Genomic DNA, 19,065 nt, shown 5'->3' with positions numbered 1-19,065 from the left:
GTCACGCCAGACGGATACGAGGGTCGAGGTAGGCGTAGAGGAGATCGACGAGCAGGTTGAGCACCAGGAAGACGACCACCACGAACAGCACGCCGCCCTGCACCACGGCGTAGTCGCGCTGACCGATCGAGGTGTAGAGCAGCCGACCGAGGCCGGGATAGTTGAAGAGGGCCTCGATGACCACGGTTCCGCCGAGCAGGCTGCCGAGCTGGATGCCGACCACGGTCACGGTGGGCAGTGCCGCGTTTCGCATCGCGTGGCGGATGACCACCCGCGATTCGCGGACGCCCTTGGCCCGCACCGTACGGATGAAGTCGCGTTGCATCACCTCGGACAGCGACGTCGCTAGGAACCGGGCGATGATGCACGAGCCGTGTACCGCGACGGCGATCGCGGGCAGGATCGACCAGCGCAGGGCGGCCACCGGGTGCTGCCAGAAGTTGACGTAGTCGCCGGTGGCCGGCAACGCGTGCGTGCGTACCGCGAGCGTGATGATCAGCAACAGCGCCAGCCAGAACGACGGGATCGCCAGCCCGGCGGTCAGGTAGCCGTGGAGCAGCCGGGCGAGCAGCGATCGCGGCCGCAACGCGATGAGGGTGCCGATCGGGATCGCGATCAGCAGCGCCAGCAGCATGCCGAGTACCGCCAGCTGGACGGTGGCTGGAATGCGTTCGGCCAGGGTGTGGGACACCGAGTCGGCGGAGTAGAAGGACTGGCCGAGGTGGCCGGTCACCGCTCCCTTGACCCAGAGGAGGTACTGCACGACGACCGGCTTGTCCAGGCCGAGCCGGGCCCGGGTGGCGGCGATCTGGGGGCCGCTGGCGTCCGGGCCGGCGAGCACCGTGGCCGCGTCACCGGGCAACGCGTACACCATGGCCCACACCGCGATGGACGCGAGCACCAGCACGACGAGGAACTGACCGACCCGGCGGAGCAGATAGGCGGACATCAGATCACCGCCCGGGTCGTCGCACCAGCGCTCTCGACACCGACGGCGACTCGCAGGCCGTGCCCGACCCGATCCATGCAGAACACGGTGATGGCCAAGCAGAGACCGGGAAACACCCCGAAGGTCGGGCTCTGGTAGAGGTAGCCGCGGGCCTCCTGCAGCATGCCGCCCCACGACGGCGTCGGTGGCGGTACGCCGAGCCCGAGGACGCTCAGGCCCGCCTCGACCACCACCGCCAACGACGCGGTGATCACCAGCTGCACCATGATCGGTCCGAGCAGGTTCAGCAGCACGGTACGGAACATGGTGTCCGGCGTGCTCGCGCCCATCCCGCGGCTCGCGACCACAAAGTCACGGTCCCGGATGCTCAGCGTCGCGGCCCGCGCAAGGCGGGCGAACTGCGGTATCGCGGCGACGCCGATCGCGACGATCAGGTTGATCCGGCTCGCCCCGATGACGGCGGTGATCACCAGCGCCAGCAGCACCGTCGGTACGGCGAGGAGCAGGTCGACGAACCGCATCGAGACGGAGTCGGTCCAGCGCCCGAGGTAGCCGGCGACCACGCCCAACGGGACGCCGAGCAGCGCGCCGAGCGCGGCGGAGCCGCACCCCACCGTCAACGACGCCCGGGCGCCGTAGATCGCGCGCGACAGGATGTCCCGGCCGAGATCGTCGGTACCCAGCCAGTGGCTGCCGCTGGGGCCGAGCAGCGAGCCGGCCGACTGCGCCGTCGGGTCGTACGGGGCGAGCAACGGTGCCGCGACCGCGCAGACCACGATGACCAGCAGGCCGATCGCCCCCACCACGGCCGAGCGGGACCGGGCGTACCGGGACAAGAACGTGCGCGCGCCTGAGCGCGCCCGCACCCGCTCGGACGCCATCGACAGGGTCGCCATCAGGCCACCTCCTCGGCGAAGTGACAGGCCGTCCAGCGCCCGTCGACCTGCCGGAGCTCCGGTGTACGGTCCGCGCACGCGGCACGCTCGCGGCCCAGCGGGCAGCGGCTGCGGAACCGGCAGCCGGTCGTCGCGGCGGTCGGATCGGGCGGATCACCGGTCAGCGGAACCCGTTGCCGGCGAATCGACGGGTCGGGCACCGGGATCGAGTCCAGCAGCGCCCTGGTGTACGGATGCCGTGGCCGGCGATAGAGCTGGCTGGCGGCGCCGGTCTCCACGATCGCCCCGAGGTACATCACGGCGACCGTGTCGGCCATCTGCCGGACGACCGAGAGATCGTGGCTGACGAACAGGTAGGCCACGCCCGTCTCGTCCTGCAGATCGCGGAGCAGGTTGAGTACCTGCGCCTGGACCGACACGTCCAGCGCGGACACCGGTTCGTCGAAGATCACCACCGCGGGGCTGGGTGCCAGCGCGCGGGCGATCGCGACGCGCTGCCGCTGCCCGCCGGAGAACTCCGCGGGCAGCCGGTCGGCGTGCTCGGGCCGCAACCCGACCTTCTCGAACAGTTCGAGCACGGTACGCCGCCGCTGGGTGCGCGGGACTCCGGCGAGGCGCAACGGCTCGGCTGCGTTGTCGCCCACCGACAGGCGCGGATTCAGCGACGAGTACGGGTCCTGGTACACCATCTGCACGCGCTGCCGCAGCCGGCGCAGCTGCCGGCCGTTCGCCCGCAGCAGGTCCGCACCGTCGATCCGGATCGAACCCGCGGTCGGCTCCAGGAGCCTGAGCAACGACCTGGCGAGCGTCGACTTGCCGCAGCCGGACTCGCCGACCAGCCCGAGGGTCGAACCATGCCCGATGCGAAGGTCGACGCCGTCGACGGCACGGGCCGTCGCGACGGTACGGGCCAGCAGGCCGCGGCGGATGGGGAAGACCTTGGCCAGCCCAACGACCTCGACGACAGCGGGTGCGTCGTCGGGCCGCGCGGGAGGCGCAACCGACGGCCGGGCGTCGGGCTGCGGCAGCAGGGTGACCGCCTGGCCGGCGTGGTGGCAGGCCACCGCACCGTCGTCGCGAGCAACCAGCACCGGCCGTTCGGTGCGGCACTCGGGCCGGTCGCCGCCGATCGGGCAGCGCGGCGCGAACGCGCACCCGGCCGAACGTTCCCGCAGGTCAGGAGGCTGGCCGGGGATTGCCCGGAGCCGTCCCTGGGGCTGGTCCAGCCGCGGCAGCGACGCCAACAACGAGGCGGTGTACGGGTGCTGCGGCCGGTCGAAGATCCGCGCCACCGGTGCCGTCTCGACGATCCGCCCCGCGTACATGACCGCGGCGCGGTCGGCCATCTCGGCCACGACGCCAAGATCGTGGGTGATCAGCACGGTCGCCGCCCCGGTCTCGCGGGCGGCCAGCCGCAGCAGTTCGAGGATCTGCGCCTGGACGCTGACGTCGAGAGCGGTGGTCGGTTCGTCGGCGATCAACACCTTGGGCCGGTTCGCGATCGCCATCGCGATCACGACGCGTTGGCACATGCCGCCGGAGAACTGGTGCGGGTACTGGTCGTACCGGATCGCGGGCTGCGGCACGCCGACCAGCGTGAGCAGCTCGAGCACCCGGGCCCGCGCCGTACGGGCGGTCAGCGCGCGGTCGTGTGCGCGCAGCGCCTCGGCGATCTGGTCACCGACCCGCTGCACCGGGTCGAGCGCGGACATCGGGTCCTGGAAGATCATCGCGACGTCGGCGCCCAGACGCGTCCGGCGCTCCCGGGCCGGCAACGCCAGCAGGTCCTGGCCGGCCACCTCGGCCCGCCCGGACACTCGGCGGACGTTGCCCGCCGAGAGCAGGCCGAGCGCGGCGAGGACGGTCACGCTCTTGCCCGAGCCGGTCTCGCCGACGACCGCCAGGGTCTCGCCGCGCGCCACCTGGTACGTGACGTGGTCGACGGCGCGGACGGTGCCGGCGGGGGTCGAGAACTCGACGACCAGGTCGCTGATCCGCAACGCCGGCTCGCCGGGATGCTCCTCGACCGGGTGCGGTTCGGCCGTGGCGGGGCGGAGACGTCCGGAGCCGGCAGCCCGCATTGACCCATCTCCCAACCTGAGGGATATCCTACAAGTCAGGGACCTTAGGGTTAGCCGAACGACCGTGTCAAGCAGTTCCCGACGACGACGCCGGCGAGACGCCAGCACCACGGACCAGAGAACGAGGTCACCAGGTGAGCGAGCAAGTACCGGAAACACCGGTTCCGCGGTTGCGCCCGGCACCGCTGCACAAGGCGGTCCAGGACGAGATCCGACGGTTCATCCTTCGCGAGCGGTTGCAGGCCGGCGACCCGCTCAAGCCGGAGGCCGAACTGGCGCGGCTGTTCGGGGTCAGCCGCAATTCGGTGCGCGAGGCGGTCAAGGCGCTGGAGTCGACCGGCGTGCTGGAGACGCGCCGCGGCAGCGGGGTGTATGTCCGGGACTTCTCCTTCACGCCGCTGCTGGAACACCTGCCGTACGGGCTGATGCGGGAACCGCAGGCGCTGAACGACCTGATCGGCCTGCGCAAGACCCTGGAGTCGGCGCTGATCGGCGACGCGATCGCCGCGCTGAGCGACACGAACGCCGCGGCACTGCGCGAGCTGCTGGCCACCATGCGGCAACGCGCCAGGGACGGCGCCGATCTCAGCGACCCCGACCGGGCGTTCCACCAACTACTGTTCGCCGACCTCGGCAACACGATGCTGCTGCAACTGTTCGACCTGTTCTGGCAGGCGTATCACCAGGCGACGCTGTCAGTACCGCACCGAGATCCCATGCTGATCGTCCACGACCACGCCGCCATCGTCGAGGCCGTACTCGCCAAGGACGTCGACGCTGCGCGCGAATCGGTCCGCGCCCACTACGTCGGGATCGAGGAACGCATCCGCCAGGAACTCGATCACCTGGCGAAGAAGCGCTGACAGACACGGATGCACCCGTACGCGCTCGGCGCGAGCGTGCCCGGCACTCCGCCCGCGGCCCGCTTGAGGGAGAGTCGGCGGCGACCTCGGCCGACTCGGCAGGGTCTTTGAGTTCGGCGAAACCAGCTGGAGTGCGGGCCCCTGCCGTGATCGACACCGATGGTAAGCACGCACAGGCGGCCGACGTTGCTTGGTCATGGGCGCAGGTAGGCGCCGCCGTTCCATTGGCGCTCTGCCAGGTATGCCATGGCCGATTGAACGATCTGTATCTCTGGGGGAATGTCGGTCTTGGTGAGTCCGCGGCTGGTTAGGCTGTTGCCGCAGGATGGTCATGGTCACGTCGAGGTGGTGTAGACGGTCCCGGCGTGGTGCGGCGGCGGTGCCTAACAGCAGGTCGAGGCCGTCCGCCTGTGCGACGACTTCGATGGTCGCGTCGCCGCCGAGTTGGGTGCGCAGGTTGATCAGGGTGCGTTCGATCGTGTCGAGTCGATCTGCTTGCGGTACGTGAACCAGCACAATTGGTCGGGCGCTGGCGGTGAGCGGCTCGTTCATGTGTCCCTGCTTTCGGGGGTTGGCGGGTCTGGGCGGTGATGCGGGGCGGGCCAGCGAGGACGGTGGCCGGAGTGCGGCCGCTTCCAGCGGGGCTTTACTTGATGGGGGCGGTCGTGCGGTAGGCGAGGTAGCCGGGGTTGTCTGGGTCGGGTGCGACCAGCGCTGTGCCGGTGGGCAGGGCGGCGGTGGGTGGTTGCCACGTGCCGGTGGCGAGGATGTGTCCGGTGGCGGCATCGACGGCCATGGAGTGGTGGCCGTCTGCCCTGGTGTACAGGGTGTGGCCGATGAGGCTCACGGGGTGTGTGCCGGCGAGGCGTGCGAGGTCGATCGTGTTGTGTTTGCCGCCGGGGAACGCGACGACGATGTGTTTGGCTCCTGCCAGCGCTACAGCAGTGCCGGTGGCGTCTGGTAGGGGCTGGACGCCACTTTCGTCGCCGAGGTCGGCGAGCATTTGGCCGGTGCTGAGTCGGTAGGCGGCGTAGCGCAGGCCGTGGTCGCCGTCGCCGACGCGCCAGGCCAGCAGGGCCACGTCGCTGGTGGCGCCGACCGAAGCCAGGACGTCGATCCGAGGAGCCGTTGCTGCGCTGGAGGCGCTGCGCGGTACCGCGAGGCTGCCGGAGCTCCAGCGGGTGCGTCGGCTGGTGGTGTCGACGGCGCGGAGGTGGCCGCGCCGATCGCCCAGCAGCAGGATGCCGTTGTGTTCCTGCAGCAGCAGCGTGCCGGGGTCGGAGCGGTGGGACACGGTGCCGTCGGTGGGGCGGATCGCGGCGGTGGGGTCGCGGCGGTCGGGGTCTGCGACCGCGCTGTGGTCGAACACGCCGAAGATCCGGCCGGGCCCTTTGTGCGGTCCGGGTACGTCGACCGGTCCCCAGTCTTTGCGGCCACTGTGTAGGTCCCATGCGGTGACGAAGAAGCGTGCGGTGCCGTCGTTGAGCGTGCCGACTTTCAGGTCGGTGTCGGTGGTGATCAGCAGGTCGCGGTCGGGCAGGTGGCTGGTGACGAACGCGCCGCACATCGGTTGGACCCGCACGGTTACCACGGGATGGCCGTGCCGGTCGATGGCGGTGATCGAGAGTTTGTGGTTGGTCTTGGTGGTGTCGACCACGCCGACGAAGCGGTCTGCTGCGGCGATTGGAACAGGTTCGAACTCGGCCTGTCACAGCGGTGCGCCCGTCAGCCCCGGCGCTAGCCGTGCGACGCGCACATCCGTCGGGGAATCGTTCGCCGACACCCCGCGCAGGGACGCGCAGCGGACCGACCGGGCACACCGCCTATGACATCGGCTGGTCGGGCTACCGTGAAGGAACATGACCGAGCGCATCCGCGACCCCGGCGACGTATTGGTCGTCCACAACGACCACGTCCTCCTGCGCGACACCGGACTACCCCGTTTAATAGGATCAATCCTGCTGAAGCTATCGATGCAGTCCTAGACTGCGGCTGTCGACTGATCCCGACGCGCGGGCAGACTCACCGAGTTCACCCTCGCTCGTTCTGGCGACTCGCTAACCAGCGGTGCAGGTGACGGTGCCTTGTGAGGAGGACGATGACGGCCAGCTTCGGCGCCGGTGTTGAGCGCCCGTCTCACACTCGCACACAGCATGCTCTCCGCCTCCTCGTGCTCCTTGACCGGGCGGGCGAGGATGCTGCTGCCGGCGACCCTCCAGTTGCGGTCAAGGCTGTACGCAGCGAGCTGCGTTTACAGGCGATGGATTTCTGGATGCGCAACCCGGACTACTTGGCGGACGAGATCATCTCTCAGGTCGAGGACGGAAGGTTGTCGGAGTCCTATCTGCAGATAGCTCGTGGCCTGCTGGAAGACCCGGAGCCTGACCTGCATTACTACCCGATGCCGCGGTGGTTCTATGGCGCGTACGAGGCGATCGATGACGCGATGGCATTACTGGAGACGTACGGATTGGCGACCTTTCGGCGTTCGGGGGAGCCTGGGACGAAGAGCCACCGTAACCAGTTGTTCTTGACCGCTGCTGGCGCGGACGCTGTGGCCGAGTTGGCAGACGACGCTGTCTTGGGTTGGTACGCCCGCCAAGCCAGATTGGTAGCGCTGGTCGCTGGCGACACCGTTGGTAGCAAGTTGAAGGAGCGTCAGTACGAACAGGCGACGTATGCCGGCACGGAGTTGGGTTTGGACATCGCGCCGATCGCTGAGCATGTTCAGAAGCGGCTGGAGAGTATTGAAGCATCCGCGTCGATGGAGCAGGAGGTGGGCGATGAGTTCTCTGGCTGACGAGATCGTGAAGGCCCTTGGTCGGCGCCGAAAGGAGAACCGGCTGGAGATGACCTCCGTGGAGGTGGACCGACTTCTTGAGGATATGGGCATCCCGACGTCGGCATCGAAAGGTGTGCCGGTTCATCTCCGTGTGGCACGAGTGTCCTTCCGAGGCACAAAGCGCCTTGACCCCTCGCATCCAGATGCAGAAGGCTGCGAGCTCGAGACGATAGACGTCGGCGAGGGGCAGTTGCGCCTAAACCTCGACGCGGCCACCGATGCCGTGCGTGCGGACGCGGCAACCCTAAAGACCTTGACCGGCGACGGCGAGAACCAGGACGAAGCGGGCGATATGGATGCTGCGGAGCCAGTGGTGCGTGCACTGGTCCCGTTCGACTTCACGTGGCAGCCGATCGACGGAGTGAATGGTATTGGGTCGGGCAGTAACTTGCGCGGCAAGTCGAGTATTGTGAACGTACTGCTTTGGTCGCTCTCCGGCCGATGTGCGGAGTTCTCGGTCGCGGTGAAACGGTGGATCGAGCACGTTGAGGTCGACTGGGTTGTCGGCATCGAGACGCTTCGAGTTGCCTTCAATGCCGACAACGGCTTGGTCAGCGACGGAACGGTAACAGTCGTCCAAGAAGGCGGGTCTTTAGGCACTGTCCTCGCTTCATTCGACGACGGGTCATTCGAGGACGCCATGAGTTCGGTCATGTTGAACCGTCTTCGCCTAGAAGCATTCACGGTCTCACAGTCGGGAAAGCCGGTAACGCATAAGTGGGCGTCCTATGTGAATGCGTTATGGGTGCGGCCGAAGTATCTGAAATCAATCATCGGCAAGGAAGCGACCCTCAGTGTCCGTCTGATGCAGATGTTCATCGGAACGGACTGGGTGCCGGTGCTGGCGACTACTGCAACAGTGGTCGGGACGTTGGAAGCTGAGCAAAGAGCTGCGCAAGAACGAACCAAGACCGCGACGGCTGCGGTGGAGACCTCTCGGGACCAAGCATTGGGGGCAGTGGAAGCCGTCAAGGCAAGAATCACTGCCCTACCCGCAGGCGCGCCTGACCCATCGAAGTGGGCCGCTGCTAACGCCAAGATCAGCGACTTGGTTCGTCAAATGCACGTCTTGGAGACCCAGCTGCTGAATCGGTCCGTCGCTGCCGACACCGTGCGTCAGCAGTTGAAGGCTGCGAAGGCACGACATCACACTGAGTACGAGCACGCCTTGCTGACTAAGTTCTTCCACCAAATGGAACCAACGATCTGTCCGCGGTGCGCAGCGGCCGTGACTGACGAGCGTCGTAAGGCGGAGCCGGATGACCACAAGTGCTCGGTATGCACCAGCGACCTCAATCTGGAGGCGCTCGCGGCGAACGTCGTGGTTGCAGACACCGTCGACGCTGGCGTAGCCACGGTACTGGTCGAATCCCCGGTGGGCGTTGTCAGCGACGACGGAGCCGAGGATGAGCCGACGAGTGAGATCGACGCACTTGAGCAGGCACGCGTCAGCATCGAGAATGTGATGGCTAATCTGCGCGAGCAGATCGACGAGCTACAGACCGCCCACGATGAACTCGTCGAGAAGGTTGACCTGGATGCTTCCCTATTGAAGGCGATGGAGGATCGTCGGCTGCTGGACATCGAGCTGGCGCGGGCAGAGGGCGCCGCCGACGCGCTATCTGATCCGGTCGCGCCTGTGGACGCATCGCCTGTCGACCCGGTACAGCAGGCTGTAGCTGACGCCGCGCAGAAGGTTCTCAGCGAGTGGGTAAAAGGTCATCAGGACCCACTACTGGCAACCATCTCGGCAGAGATTGAGCGCCTGGTTGTGAATTTTGGCGCGGACAGCCTGAGCAACATCAGGCTTGACGGAGCCGCAAATATGACGTTGCGGCAGAACGGGGATCCGTCCACGTACGGGGCTGTCTCTTCAGGCGAGCAGCTGCGGTTGAAGATCGCCACAGTGATTGCGCTCATCAAGCACGGGTACGCTGAGCGTATTGGCCGGCATCCCGGCTTCTTACTTCTAGATTCGCCGGCGGCAGAGGAGATGCCTGATGGCGATCTAGCCACGATGGTTTCTGCGCTGCTGGACGTGGCAAAAGAGGCGCCCATGCAGATCATCGTCGCTACTCGGAGTACCGGTCCCCTGGCGGATCTTTTACCCGAGGAGAACCGGCTTATCGCCGACGGCGACGACTTCGTGTGGTGAGGTCGGTGGAACTGATCTGTCGGTAGTCCGAGCAACCATCAGACGAACCGTCAGGTTCAGGAGGAGTCCAGATGAGCGACACCGGCGCCGTATCGCTCGCCGATGCTGTCCTGAGATTGGTGCAGAACGCCAGTGGCAAGCCATTCCCACCATCCGCCGTTGAGGACCTTGGGGGATGGACGCGGATCGCCTCGGAAGCCGCTGGTCTCACTGGGCTGCCGGTACTTCCGCTCGTTGCCACTCTGGTAGCTCGGGATGCCCAGCCTGGCGACACCGAGGCGGCCGCCGCGGTGACAGCTGTCGTCGACGCCGTTGTCGCTACCGCCCAGCCGTCGCTCCTCCGGGACTCGCTCGACGCGCTCCTGGGCAGCGCAGTCGTCACCCAGATTGCCGGCGCCAGGCTGGTCGCCGGGCTCGAGCCCGTGGCAGCGGCCTTCCTCACCCGCGAGGAACCAGAGGCGTTCGCAGACCTCGCATCGGCGGACGCACTCGAAGCCATGACTCGTCTTGTTGCCGCCGGACACGGGTCGCATTTCTCACTCCTGGCGCTGTTGCAGAAGTTCACAGTTCCTACGGCCGCCCCGATGTCGCGTGCCGTGATCCGTTCGGTTAGCACCGCTATTGACGTCTGGCCGGAAGCGGACTCGTTGGTCGGCATTGTTCGTGTCCTGGGTGGCGTCGACGCTGTAGAAGGTGGTGACGCCGCTCTTGCCGCGGCCGTCGAGTCAGATGCCGCATGGGTTCTTGCGACGGCTTCTTTGCTCCGCTCTTTGCGGGCGGTTTCGGTCCAGGACATGAGCCCACATCTCGAAGACGCAGCCAGGTTCTTCGGAGTAGCAGCCAACGCCCACCAACGACCTGATGCCGTCCCGATGCTCCGCGTCGTCGAGGCTCTCCGTGAACTCACAATCGGCGTTGTTTCCAGCGACGCGATGGGCGCGATGGCTACAAAACCGCTCTCGGTGGACGCGCTCGCTGCTGTCCGCGAGCAAATTTTGCGATTCAGCGTAGATTCGAGCGGCCTGGATCATTGGTACACCGACAATAAGCGAGCGGTACTCGCCGCCTGGACCAGGCTCGTTGACGACCTCGACCAGATGAGTGAGCAACTCGGTAAGGACGGCTTCTATCAAGCCGAAGTCGTCGTTCGGGACCTCTTAACGATCTACATCAGCGCGAGGACGTTCCGGATCGGTACTCGTTGCGCCGACATCGTCGGAGTGCAAGACCTGATCCAGCCGGTCATCGACGATGGTTTCGCTAGCAACGCGAGCCACCTGAGTAATCTGGAGGAGTACGCCGCCGAACTTGAGTCACGAGGTGGCGGTGAGCTTGATGATGAGGAGGCAGCTCGGCTTCACGCCGCACGCAGCATCATTGCGATTGCACGGCGCGTAGCCAAGGGAGGTGAGACGCCGGGAAAATCCGACGGCGGCGCCCCGTCCGTGCCGCTGCCTCATCTGCTTGGCCGACTGGTCCCGCTCGGTTCGGCTGACGAACATCTGCTCACGCAGATTTCTCCTGCGACACTCACTGCCCTGGAGGAGCAGCTCGATCACGTTGCTGCGGGGCGTTCACATCTGAATCTCGCGCAGCAGGAGCTGTTTGACGTTCTGCGCGAAGCGCTTTCGACTAGCCCAGATTACAAAGACGAAGTCATGCGAGTCGTCGATCAACTTCTGCTGCTCGTCATCAACTTCGTGGCCAGCAGAACCGGGTCCTCAGCTGGTCATTACGGGTATTTGTTCGATACCACCGCGAACGAGGACAAGATCCATGAAGACCTATACAACTACCTGGTGGGCAATCTCGGCAGTCGCGTCGAGTACGAGGTTTCCCACGTCGGAGGCGGGCGAGTCGACATCCGGTTGAAGTTCGACACTTTCGCCGTCCATGTCGAGATGAAGGTGGACGACACGAAACTGCCGCTGAGCAATCGGACCGCGTACCTCAAGCAAGCGGTGACCTACCAGGGCAACGACATCCGCATTGGATTCCTCGTTGCGTTGCGGCATAAGGCATTTGACCCAACCGGTCCACCGCCACACATCAAGTCACTGATTGGACACACTGCCTTCGCCATCGACGGTGACCCGGAGCCGCGCCACATCATCCATGTGGCGGTGCCCGGCAGCCGAGTCAATCCCTCGAACTCCAAGTAGCCGACAAGCCAGCAGTGCTCGCTTGGATCACGACAGCAAGTCCTTCGTGTGTGTCCACACCGTCATCCGACGCACACCGAACCGCCGGGAGATCGATACCACGCTCTCGCCGATCGCTCGGGAAATTCTAATAGCATCCACGAGCGCGGGAGACCGACGCGACGTGCTCGGTCTTCGTGCCGCGTAGCGCTTGCACTGAGCCTTCTATCGTGGGATGGATGTCTTGTAGGGCAAGGTGTCGGAGCCGAGTGTGATCACGGGCAGGAGTGTCGCTACCAAGGCTGTGGTGAAGCGCTTGCTACGACAGCGATCGACCAAGATCCGAACGTCGAGAGCAAGGGCTTCTGCCAGTTCGACCTGACGTACTGTGTGATCTTCTCCTCCGCGTGCAGGAGGTCATCTTCCCCAGGCGCGGCCCGCTCTGACGTTCTTGCTCCGAAGAGTCGCCGGTATAAGCCACTATGCAGGCTCCATCTCGCGTCTACCTGACCGCGCCAACCAACTGAGCGTTGGTGTCCTGTCCGAACGAGCACGGATTCGATCTCGTCCAGGGCCGTCCCCCATGACGAGGCCGGTCTCCCCTCCCAAGGGCCGAAGAACTCCAAACCATCCACGCGCCAGTCCTCTCTAATGCGTATACTTGCACGAAGGCGGACCTAGATCATCGCCTTAGAAGTCGCGGCAATCGCGATGTCCGACGAGTCTCCACCAGATCCTCAGGAATTCTACCCACGAGTTCCACCTGCCGCACCGTGCGCATACTCCCTCCTGCTACCTCGGTATCAGATGCCAACGCAGGGCGACAGGTTTTTGCGCGACCGGATCCTCGACGGTAAACGATACGTTCGAGGTCGTGTGTCACTGCCAGCCGTGAGAGCAATCGACGTGTAGCCGTGAACTCTGAGCACATCGAGCAGAATGGCCTGTTCTCCCATTCGCGACTGACTGCCTGGACCGTTTGGCTCAGAACGAGCGTCGATCTGAGCGAGCAGTTACTCCATCACTACGATGAGCTGTTCGCTCTTGGCAGCTTGGCGCGAGCTAGCGTGATGACCGGTAGTCCCCAGCGCAGGCGTCAGTAGCTTGTCGAGACTCAACACCCAACGCTCCGGCTTGTTCTGGCGACGAATCGTCAGCGTTCGGCGCGTCAGTCTGAGTCAGGCCCGACCGGCCGCTACGTCCATCAGTCGGTCGAACTCCCGTCCGCGGTAGCCACGGTGAGCACTGGGTGGCTGCGACTGAATAGGCTAACCGTCCGCCTACTCCAAGATCAACACATAATCCACCCAACTACTACGGAACAACCCTTGGCGGATATCTGACACCACGTCGGTGAAATGTTGTTGCAAGATCGGTTGGGGGCGCCTAATGGTTGTGGCAGGCGCAGACGTGTGACTTGGCTGGCGGAGGTAGAACTGGTGACGCGGATTCAGTCAACACTCGATGACGGCAGTCAGCAGAGCGTCACTGGCGCAACGAGATACACAGCTCCTCGGGTTCGTGCGACGCCGGGTAATCGAACGGTGGCTACACGTCATGTACGCCGCCGTCATGGGGTTGGATCAATGAGACCGCGACGCGCTGAACCATCGTCGCCTGGATCGCCACTGCCTTTGGCCTCCGTAGCTCGTCGCGTTTTTGCCGTCATTGTAGCTGTGGCGACGATGGTATCTGGTACTGCGTACTGGATGCTCCGGCAAGCCTACGAATCGTTTTACGGCGCGTTCGGTCTCACTCCGGAAGAAGTAGGAGTTCAGCGCGATGCGATCCTTGGCAGTGCGATAGTAACTGGCCTAATCGCATTGGCCATCGGTATACCGCTCTTTTCCGCAGTAGGCGCAGGATACTTACTTGGACCGGCCGAGCCTGGAACTGGCACAAGAACGCGAATTGCTCTCGTCTTTGTGGGCGTGGTCGCTTTCATGTTCGCCGCATCAGTCGTTTTGGAGAAGATGTACTTTGCTTATGTGTTGAACATTGCATCGATGTTCCTGCTCGCCTTCTGGATTACCTCCTCGGTGGTACATAAAGGGAGAGACCTCGGTAGGATTTTCGGATTAGGACTCGCCTACGCTGTCATCGCAGGATTTCCGGCCCTCTTAATCTCGCTCAGCTTTCGCTTGCTGCTCGGAGCGGAATGGTCGCTACTTCCCGCCGGCATCGCCTTTACTGGAGCTGGGTTAGTAGCACGCCGACTCTGTAAAGCGCACCTGAAGGGTGCGAACAACTCTTTCGCCATTGCCGCACAAGCCATCCTCTTACGTATAGCAAAAGCACTATCGGCAGCTTCGCGCGGCAGCGTTGCTGTGGGGGTGATTGTTGTCTGTGCGCTCGCCATCGTGTCTATTCAGCAATGGGGCCGATGGTCGGATGGACAATACCGGATTGCCGGCGAGGTCATGGGTCTCGGATACGTCAGCCCGGAGCAACAATCGATACTGCTGCATACCACCGTCAGGCCCATAACCCTTATCCCCGTGAGTGGGAAGGACCCGGAGCGGCTCTGCACGCGAGCACATCCCTACGCGGCAAGCCTGATCGGTGATTCCGGTTCGACGAACTGGATCCTGCTTAGGACAATCCATAAGCCGAAATGGCGAGTGATCGCGCTGTCTGGTAGCGACTACGCCATCGAACTCACACCCGCATCTATCGTTCAAGCGGGCGGCCAAAGGCGGTCCAGTTCTGGATCCAACATCCCGTGGGACACCCCTGCCTGTGTGCTCCGATAGCACGGCAAGCTGTACGAGTTCGCTGCTTGCTCCGGGTGAAGAGCGGCCATGGGTGCGTCAGCAGCTCATGGTCGTGGGTCGTGGTCGATTGCCTTCAGCAGCTTCAGTAGTTGTTTGGTTTCTGTCAAAGCGTCGGTTTTCGTCTCCGGGGCGTCCATGTCCCAGTGGGCGAGTTCGTTTCGGTAGTCCTTCACAGCGATGACGCAGCGGACGAGCTCGTCCTGCTCGTATGGCCATCCCAGCTTCGCCCAGCATGTGGCGTCTTTCAGGATTTCTGGGTACTGGCCGAGGGTGAGGCGCTTGCCCGCGGCGCGAGCCTTGCGCACGCCGGAGCCCTCGGGCAGCTCGTCAATGGTGAGCCGGTCGGTGAGGCGGCGGAGGCGCCGCTCCGCCTCGCCAAGCAGGATGAAGGGCTCTACCCGGAGCTTGAGCTGGTCGGCCAAGTCGGCTGCGGTGAGTATGCCGAGTACGAGGTTGTCGGCGTCGGTGACGATGAGGAATCCGCGGCGCTGGATGTCATCGATACGGACGAACAGTTCCTCCTGCTCCTGAGCCGTGTGAGGGTGAGGGTCCAGCGCGGCTTGTATGGTCGCGTCGCGGTGGCCCATCTGGGCACGGGCAATACTTTCCCAGGTGACGACTCCGCGCAGCACATTGTTCCGGTTCACCACCGGCAGTTGCGAGAAGTCACCCTGGACCATGCGTGTGATGGCACGGTTGAGCGGTTCGTCGAAGCCCACCGTGACTACATTGCGGGCGAAGGGGAGGCTGCCGATGCGCCAGTGGCGGCTCAAATCCTCGCCGTTGAATGTGGCGAGGGCGTGGCGGAGGTCAGTTCCGGCCAAGTCGTCGGCCGCTTCTCCTGTCGGCGTGGCTTCCTGGGCGGAGACCGTGATCAGCCCGTCGAGCTGAACCTCTGTGAAGTGGGGAACTACCTGTAAACCTCGCGCTGACAACTCCCGGTCGACGAGGTCGATGGCGTCTCCGGTGCGCCTCTGCCAGCCCCACAGGCCGATAAGGTCGCGCGCGGTCAGCTGCCGGGTGCCCTCGTCGCGCACGTCCTGCTCCAGCGCCTCGGGATCCGCCGGGGGCTCTATGGCCCCGTTGTAGCCCGGGTCGACACCGGTCTGCGCCAGGGTCTCGACACGGTGCGCCGCACCACGACGTCGCAACTCGCTCACGGTCAGGAATGCGCCAATGCTGTCGCGCAGGTCACCACCGATCACGGCGCGCTCTACCTGGGTGCGCATCCACTCGACCTTGCGCGTGTGCCGGAAGCCGGGAGGAGCCTCGCTTCGATACTCGTACCCACCGATCAGTCGTCCGATGGCGACGACACCCAAGAACTTGCGGGGCATCACGACCAGATCTCCGGTCTCCATCGTGATGAAGCGCCACAACTGATGCTTCCAGTTGTCCACCCGGGCAGGCGCCTCATCCGGATAGTCCCGCGCCAGCACTTCCCCCACATCGGCGATCGACTCACAGCCGCTCAGATCGCCGACCTCCTCCCAGCCGGCGATCACCATCCCCTCGTCAAGCGCCAGCTCTTCACGCTCCCCGCGCTGGCCTCCGCGGACCGTCCAAGCCCTGACCATGGTTCCCGCTTCCGCATCGCGCTCGTGCCGCATCCGCATCAGGCGGCCCGATCTCAGGCCGAATGTACCCGTGCGGGACAGCGCAGCACTATCTGTATTGCTCCCCAACGTGTTGGCGGGTTTCGTGTTTGATCTGGGCAACGACTTCCGATGCGGTGGAGCATGACCGGTCAATTGAGCCAGGCTCGTCGAACGAGCAATGACCGACCGCGGCCGACGACCTGGCGTACCCAGTGAAGGCCAAGGCCGTGCGCCCGAGGGGCGCCCGAGCTTGCAAGGCACGTTGCGGCCGTCGCTGACCCTGGACGGCGCGCCGGCGCCTTGGAAGGTGGACGTGCCGGCATCGGACAGGACTATCCGGCACGGATGGCGCGGCTCTTAATCAGCGGGTTCGGGGTTCGAGTCCCTGACGGCGCACCACCAAACCCAGGTCGGACATGGCGTCTGACCTGGGTTTTTGCTTGCCCGGAGATCATCTTCGGCTACTCCGGAGGTTCGAAGATCGCCGATGGAGTGCCCGAGGGGTGCCCGAGAGTCGGTGATGCCCCGCAACATCGCGCGGCGTCGCGCGGCATGCGACGACACGTCCCGCTGACTTCCTGATGGTTATCGACGGCGTCGACGATCGAGCGCATGGTTTGTATTCGGGTCGGCTGCGTGGCGGGTGCCGATGGAACTGGGGTTGGCGGTAGGGCGGCCGAGATCTCTGTGCGGTGAGCGGGTGTGGGGGGGTCGATGCTGTGGCCGGTGACCACATGCTTGGCTGATCGGCTCGGCCAGCCACTGCCAGTAGGGCGGCCCGGGAGAACTCGAGCACCCGACGCGTCGCCGCAGCCGGCACCCTTCAGGGCGGTGGATCCGGCCACCTCGCGGACGAGCGGGTCCTTCCTCATCGCCGGCCCCGTACTACAACCTCACGAATCACAGCACCTGGCAGGGTTGGCGGTCATAGAGAGAGTCCGATCTCAAGGCCGGGAGCCGCCGCCCTCGCTGTCTCATGTTCACGCACACGTTCGACCTGCGGGTCCAGGTGCCGGGCGGCGTGCAGCACCTTGACGTGTACCACGGTTCCGACGCGGGCTCCTGCGACCATCTCCAGTTCCGTACGCAGCGCAGGATCCAAGTTCGGTTCATGTGCGAGAAGCAGCTTGGCGGCGTTGATCTCAACAGCGGCGATCCTCAGCGTCCCTTCCCCATCGCCGCCTTTGACGGCACTGGTCAGAACGGAGATGAACGTCGGAATGGCTACCGCTGTCACGGCTTCACTGGTCGCTTTGACAAGGCGACGACCGCGATAGTCCGAGTCGTCTTCGGTTTGCTTCACGAGAGTTCCGAGCACTTCGAGCCCCAATAGCGCGTGCGCACTGTCAGGGAGGATGGCGTGATCGGCGGCCCAGTAGAGCGTTTTGATGGTGTCGTCATGAAGGCGGAAGGAGTCGAGCTGAGCAGCCGCCTGCGCAGCTTGCCTGGCGGCACGTTCGGCGACCTTCACGGAGTCTGCTGCAGCAAGCGACGATCTTTGCACCGCGGCCGCGTTTCGCTCGCCGATCTGATTCGCCTCTCTACTGCTGCGCCGTTGTGATCGGGCGGCAAGTAACGTTCCGAGCAGGGCGATCGTTGTCGGAGCGACGGCGAGCAGGATCATGAGCCACCAGGGCACAGTTGCGGTTCCCATGGCAACGAGGATCGCATGCTTCCTTGTGATCTTCGGTACGTGGAGCTGGTCATCCAGTCAACTAACGCCCAGCGCTCAGCGGTGGGCCAACGCTTGGCAATGAGGCTCGCGTGTTGTAAATGCTCGACAGCGAGCCTGTCGCGTGCAGGCATGGTGTCCTACGCAGTCGCGACGGTGAGTCGTGGTCGATTAGCTTCAGTCGACCGCTGGCCCACCCCCGGTGTGTTCCTAGCTGGTGCGCCCGAATGGCGAGGCACGTTGCGGCAGTCGCTGATCCTGGGCGGCGCGGCGCTTTGGAAGGTGGGCTTGCTGGCATCGCACGGCGCCATTAAGCAGGGGTGTCGCCTCTTAACCGGCGGGTTCGGAGTTTCGAGTCGCTGAGGGCGCACCACCAAACCCAGGCCAGACACCCGGTCTGACCTGGGTTTCTGCAAGTCCAGGGATCTTCCTCTACCGTCTCCGACGTTGGGAGATCGTCGATGGGTGCCCGAAGTCGCCGATGCTCGGCAACACCGTGCGATATCGCGTGGGACGCGCCGACACCCTCAGCTGACTCCCTGAGGCTCCGACGATGTGGTGGCTGCGGTGTGGGTTGGGTGGCGCCGCGACCCGTAGTCGTGTGTGACTGGTGCCGGCAGGTGTGATCCGTATCAGCAGGGACTGCCCCAAGTTTTGTTGACACTCGGGGTTGTGTGGTGTCAGGCCGCGTGTGTGGTGTAGATGGTCTCAAACTCGATCGGGGTCAGGCGTCCGAGGCGGGCTTGGCGGCGTCGGCGGTGGTAGGTCTTCTCGATCCAGGTGACGATGGCCAGTCGCAGCCCTTGGCGGGTGGCCCAGCGGCGGCGGTTGAGGACGTTCTTCTGCAGCAGGGCGAAGAACGACTCCATTGCCGCGTTGTCGCCGCAGGCACCGACCCGTCCCATCGACCCGGTCAGCCCAGCCTGGCGCAGTGTGGTGACGTATTTCCGGGACCGGAACTGGCTGCCCCGGTCGGAATGCACGATCGTGGCGGCGGGGCAACGCAGCCCGATGGCGTGCTGCAACGCGGCGACCGCCAGATCAGAGGTCATCCGGGAGCCGATCGAGTAGCCGACGATCCGGTTGGACCACAG

At 64.9% G+C, this 19,065-nt stretch carries 13 protein-coding genes; 6 read left to right on the top strand and 7 right to left on the bottom strand.

All coding sequences use genetic code 11. The features are described 5' to 3' along the window. Window position 1: 1 nt before the first annotated feature. Genes NUM_RS02895 through NUM_RS02885 form a run of 3 tightly spaced genes read right to left on the bottom strand, consistent with a single transcriptional unit; the run spans window position 2 to window position 4,037 of the window. Complete coding sequence (locus NUM_RS02895; protein ID WP_207122959.1) at window positions 2–949, bottom strand: ABC transporter permease; 948 nt, start codon at window positions 947–949, stop codon at window positions 2–4. Continuing rightward, window positions 949–1,845: an ABC transporter permease gene (locus tag NUM_RS02890; protein ID WP_207122958.1), complete on the bottom strand. Its 897-nt coding sequence runs from the start codon at window positions 1,843–1,845 to the stop codon at window positions 949–951. Before NUM_RS02890 ends, NUM_RS02895 begins: the two co-directional genes overlap by 1 nt. Next, on the bottom strand, window positions 1,845–4,037 hold the full coding sequence (locus NUM_RS02885; RefSeq protein WP_207122957.1) for a dipeptide ABC transporter ATP-binding protein: 2,193 nt from the start codon (window positions 4,035–4,037) through the stop codon (window positions 1,845–1,847). The genes NUM_RS02890 and NUM_RS02885 overlap by 1 nt, the downstream gene beginning before the upstream one ends. Window positions 4,038–4,060: 23 nt before the next feature. Here NUM_RS02885 and NUM_RS02880 point away from each other — a divergent pair, with 23 nt between their 5' ends. Next, window positions 4,061–4,789 (top strand): FadR/GntR family transcriptional regulator, encoded by a 729-nt coding sequence (locus NUM_RS02880; RefSeq protein ID WP_207122956.1) that lies wholly within the window; start codon window positions 4,061–4,063, stop codon window positions 4,787–4,789. Window positions 4,790–5,435: 646 nt separating this feature from the next. Here the strand turns inward: NUM_RS02880 and NUM_RS02875 are convergent. Beyond that, entirely contained in the window at window positions 5,436–6,446 is a 1,011-nt protein-coding gene (locus NUM_RS02875; protein ID WP_207122955.1) for a hypothetical protein, read from the bottom strand. 202 nt (window positions 6,447–6,648) lie between these two features. Here NUM_RS02875 and NUM_RS37595 point away from each other — a divergent pair, with 202 nt between their 5' ends. The 5 genes from NUM_RS37595 (at window position 6,649) to NUM_RS02855 (ending at window position 14,680) form a co-directional block, all read left to right on the top strand. Further along, the gene (locus tag NUM_RS37595; protein WP_263975097.1) at window positions 6,649–6,774 is read left to right on the top strand and encodes a hypothetical protein; all 126 of its coding nucleotides are present in this window, start codon (window positions 6,649–6,651) and stop codon (window positions 6,772–6,774) included. Window positions 6,775–6,887: 113 nt separating this feature from the next. Further along, the gene (locus tag NUM_RS02870) at window positions 6,888–7,589 is read left to right on the top strand and encodes a hypothetical protein (RefSeq protein ID WP_207122954.1); all 702 of its coding nucleotides are present in this window, start codon (window positions 6,888–6,890) and stop codon (window positions 7,587–7,589) included. After that, entirely contained in the window at window positions 7,573–9,786 is a 2,214-nt protein-coding gene (locus tag NUM_RS02865) for a hypothetical protein (RefSeq protein WP_207122953.1), read from the top strand. Before NUM_RS02870 ends, NUM_RS02865 begins: the two co-directional genes overlap by 17 nt. Before the next feature lie 71 nt (window positions 9,787–9,857). After that, a complete protein-coding gene (locus tag NUM_RS02860) occupies window positions 9,858–11,948 on the top strand; it encodes a hypothetical protein (protein ID WP_207122952.1) in 2,091 nt (696 codons plus the stop codon). A gap of 1,655 nt (window positions 11,949–13,603) precedes the next feature. After that, on the top strand, window positions 13,604–14,680 hold the full coding sequence (locus tag NUM_RS02855; RefSeq protein ID WP_207122951.1) for a hypothetical protein: 1,077 nt from the start codon (window positions 13,604–13,606) through the stop codon (window positions 14,678–14,680). 65 nt (window positions 14,681–14,745) lie between these two features. Here NUM_RS02855 and NUM_RS02850 read toward each other — a convergent pair whose 3' ends face one another. From NUM_RS02850 to NUM_RS02840, 3 genes are all read right to left on the bottom strand, one after another. Next, window positions 14,746–16,311 carry a CBS domain-containing protein gene (locus NUM_RS02850; RefSeq protein WP_207122950.1) on the bottom strand — a complete coding sequence of 522 codons (1,566 nt, stop codon included), beginning with the start codon at window positions 16,309–16,311 and terminating at the stop codon, window positions 14,746–14,748. A 913-nt stretch (window positions 16,312–17,224) separates the two neighbouring features. After that, a complete protein-coding gene (locus tag NUM_RS02845; RefSeq protein ID WP_207122949.1) occupies window positions 17,225–17,953 on the bottom strand; it encodes a hypothetical protein in 729 nt (242 codons plus the stop codon). 698 nt (window positions 17,954–18,651) lie between these two features. Continuing rightward, window positions 18,652–19,065, bottom strand: a 414-nt coding sequence (locus tag NUM_RS02840) for a DDE-type integrase/transposase/recombinase (RefSeq protein WP_207122948.1), incomplete at its 5' end; no start/stop codon positions are given.

Origin of the sequence: Actinocatenispora comari (genome assembly GCF_017312725.1) — a bacterium.
In the GTDB taxonomy this organism is placed as follows: domain Bacteria; phylum Actinomycetota; class Actinomycetes; order Mycobacteriales; family Micromonosporaceae; genus Actinocatenispora; species Actinocatenispora comari.
This window is presented reverse-complemented; position numbering and strand designations above follow the sequence as displayed.

What these genes read in the sequence shown, in the direction of transcription:
- NUM_RS02895 (WP_207122959.1), bottom strand. Translation starts at nt 949, where the DNA reads ATGTCCGCCTATCTGCTCCGCCGGGTCGGTCAGTTCCTCGTCGTGCTG.
- NUM_RS37595 (WP_263975097.1), top strand. Translation starts at nt 6,649, where the DNA reads ATGACCGAGCGCATCCGCGACCCCGGCGACGTATTGGTCGTCCACAAC.
- NUM_RS02845 (WP_207122949.1), bottom strand. Translation starts at nt 17,953, where the DNA reads ATGGGAACCGCAACTGTGCCCTGGTGGCTCATGATCCTGCTCGCCGTC.
- NUM_RS02860 (WP_207122952.1), top strand. Translation starts at nt 9,858, where the DNA reads ATGAGCGACACCGGCGCCGTATCGCTCGCCGATGCTGTCCTGAGATTG.
- NUM_RS02850 (WP_207122950.1), bottom strand. Translation starts at nt 16,311, where the DNA reads ATGCGGCACGAGCGCGATGCGGAAGCGGGAACCATGGTCAGGGCTTGG.
- NUM_RS02870 (WP_207122954.1), top strand. Translation starts at nt 6,888, where the DNA reads ATGACGGCCAGCTTCGGCGCCGGTGTTGAGCGCCCGTCTCACACTCGC.
- NUM_RS02865 (WP_207122953.1), top strand. Translation starts at nt 7,573, where the DNA reads ATGAGTTCTCTGGCTGACGAGATCGTGAAGGCCCTTGGTCGGCGCCGA.
- NUM_RS02890 (WP_207122958.1), bottom strand. Translation starts at nt 1,845, where the DNA reads ATGGCGACCCTGTCGATGGCGTCCGAGCGGGTGCGGGCGCGCTCAGGC.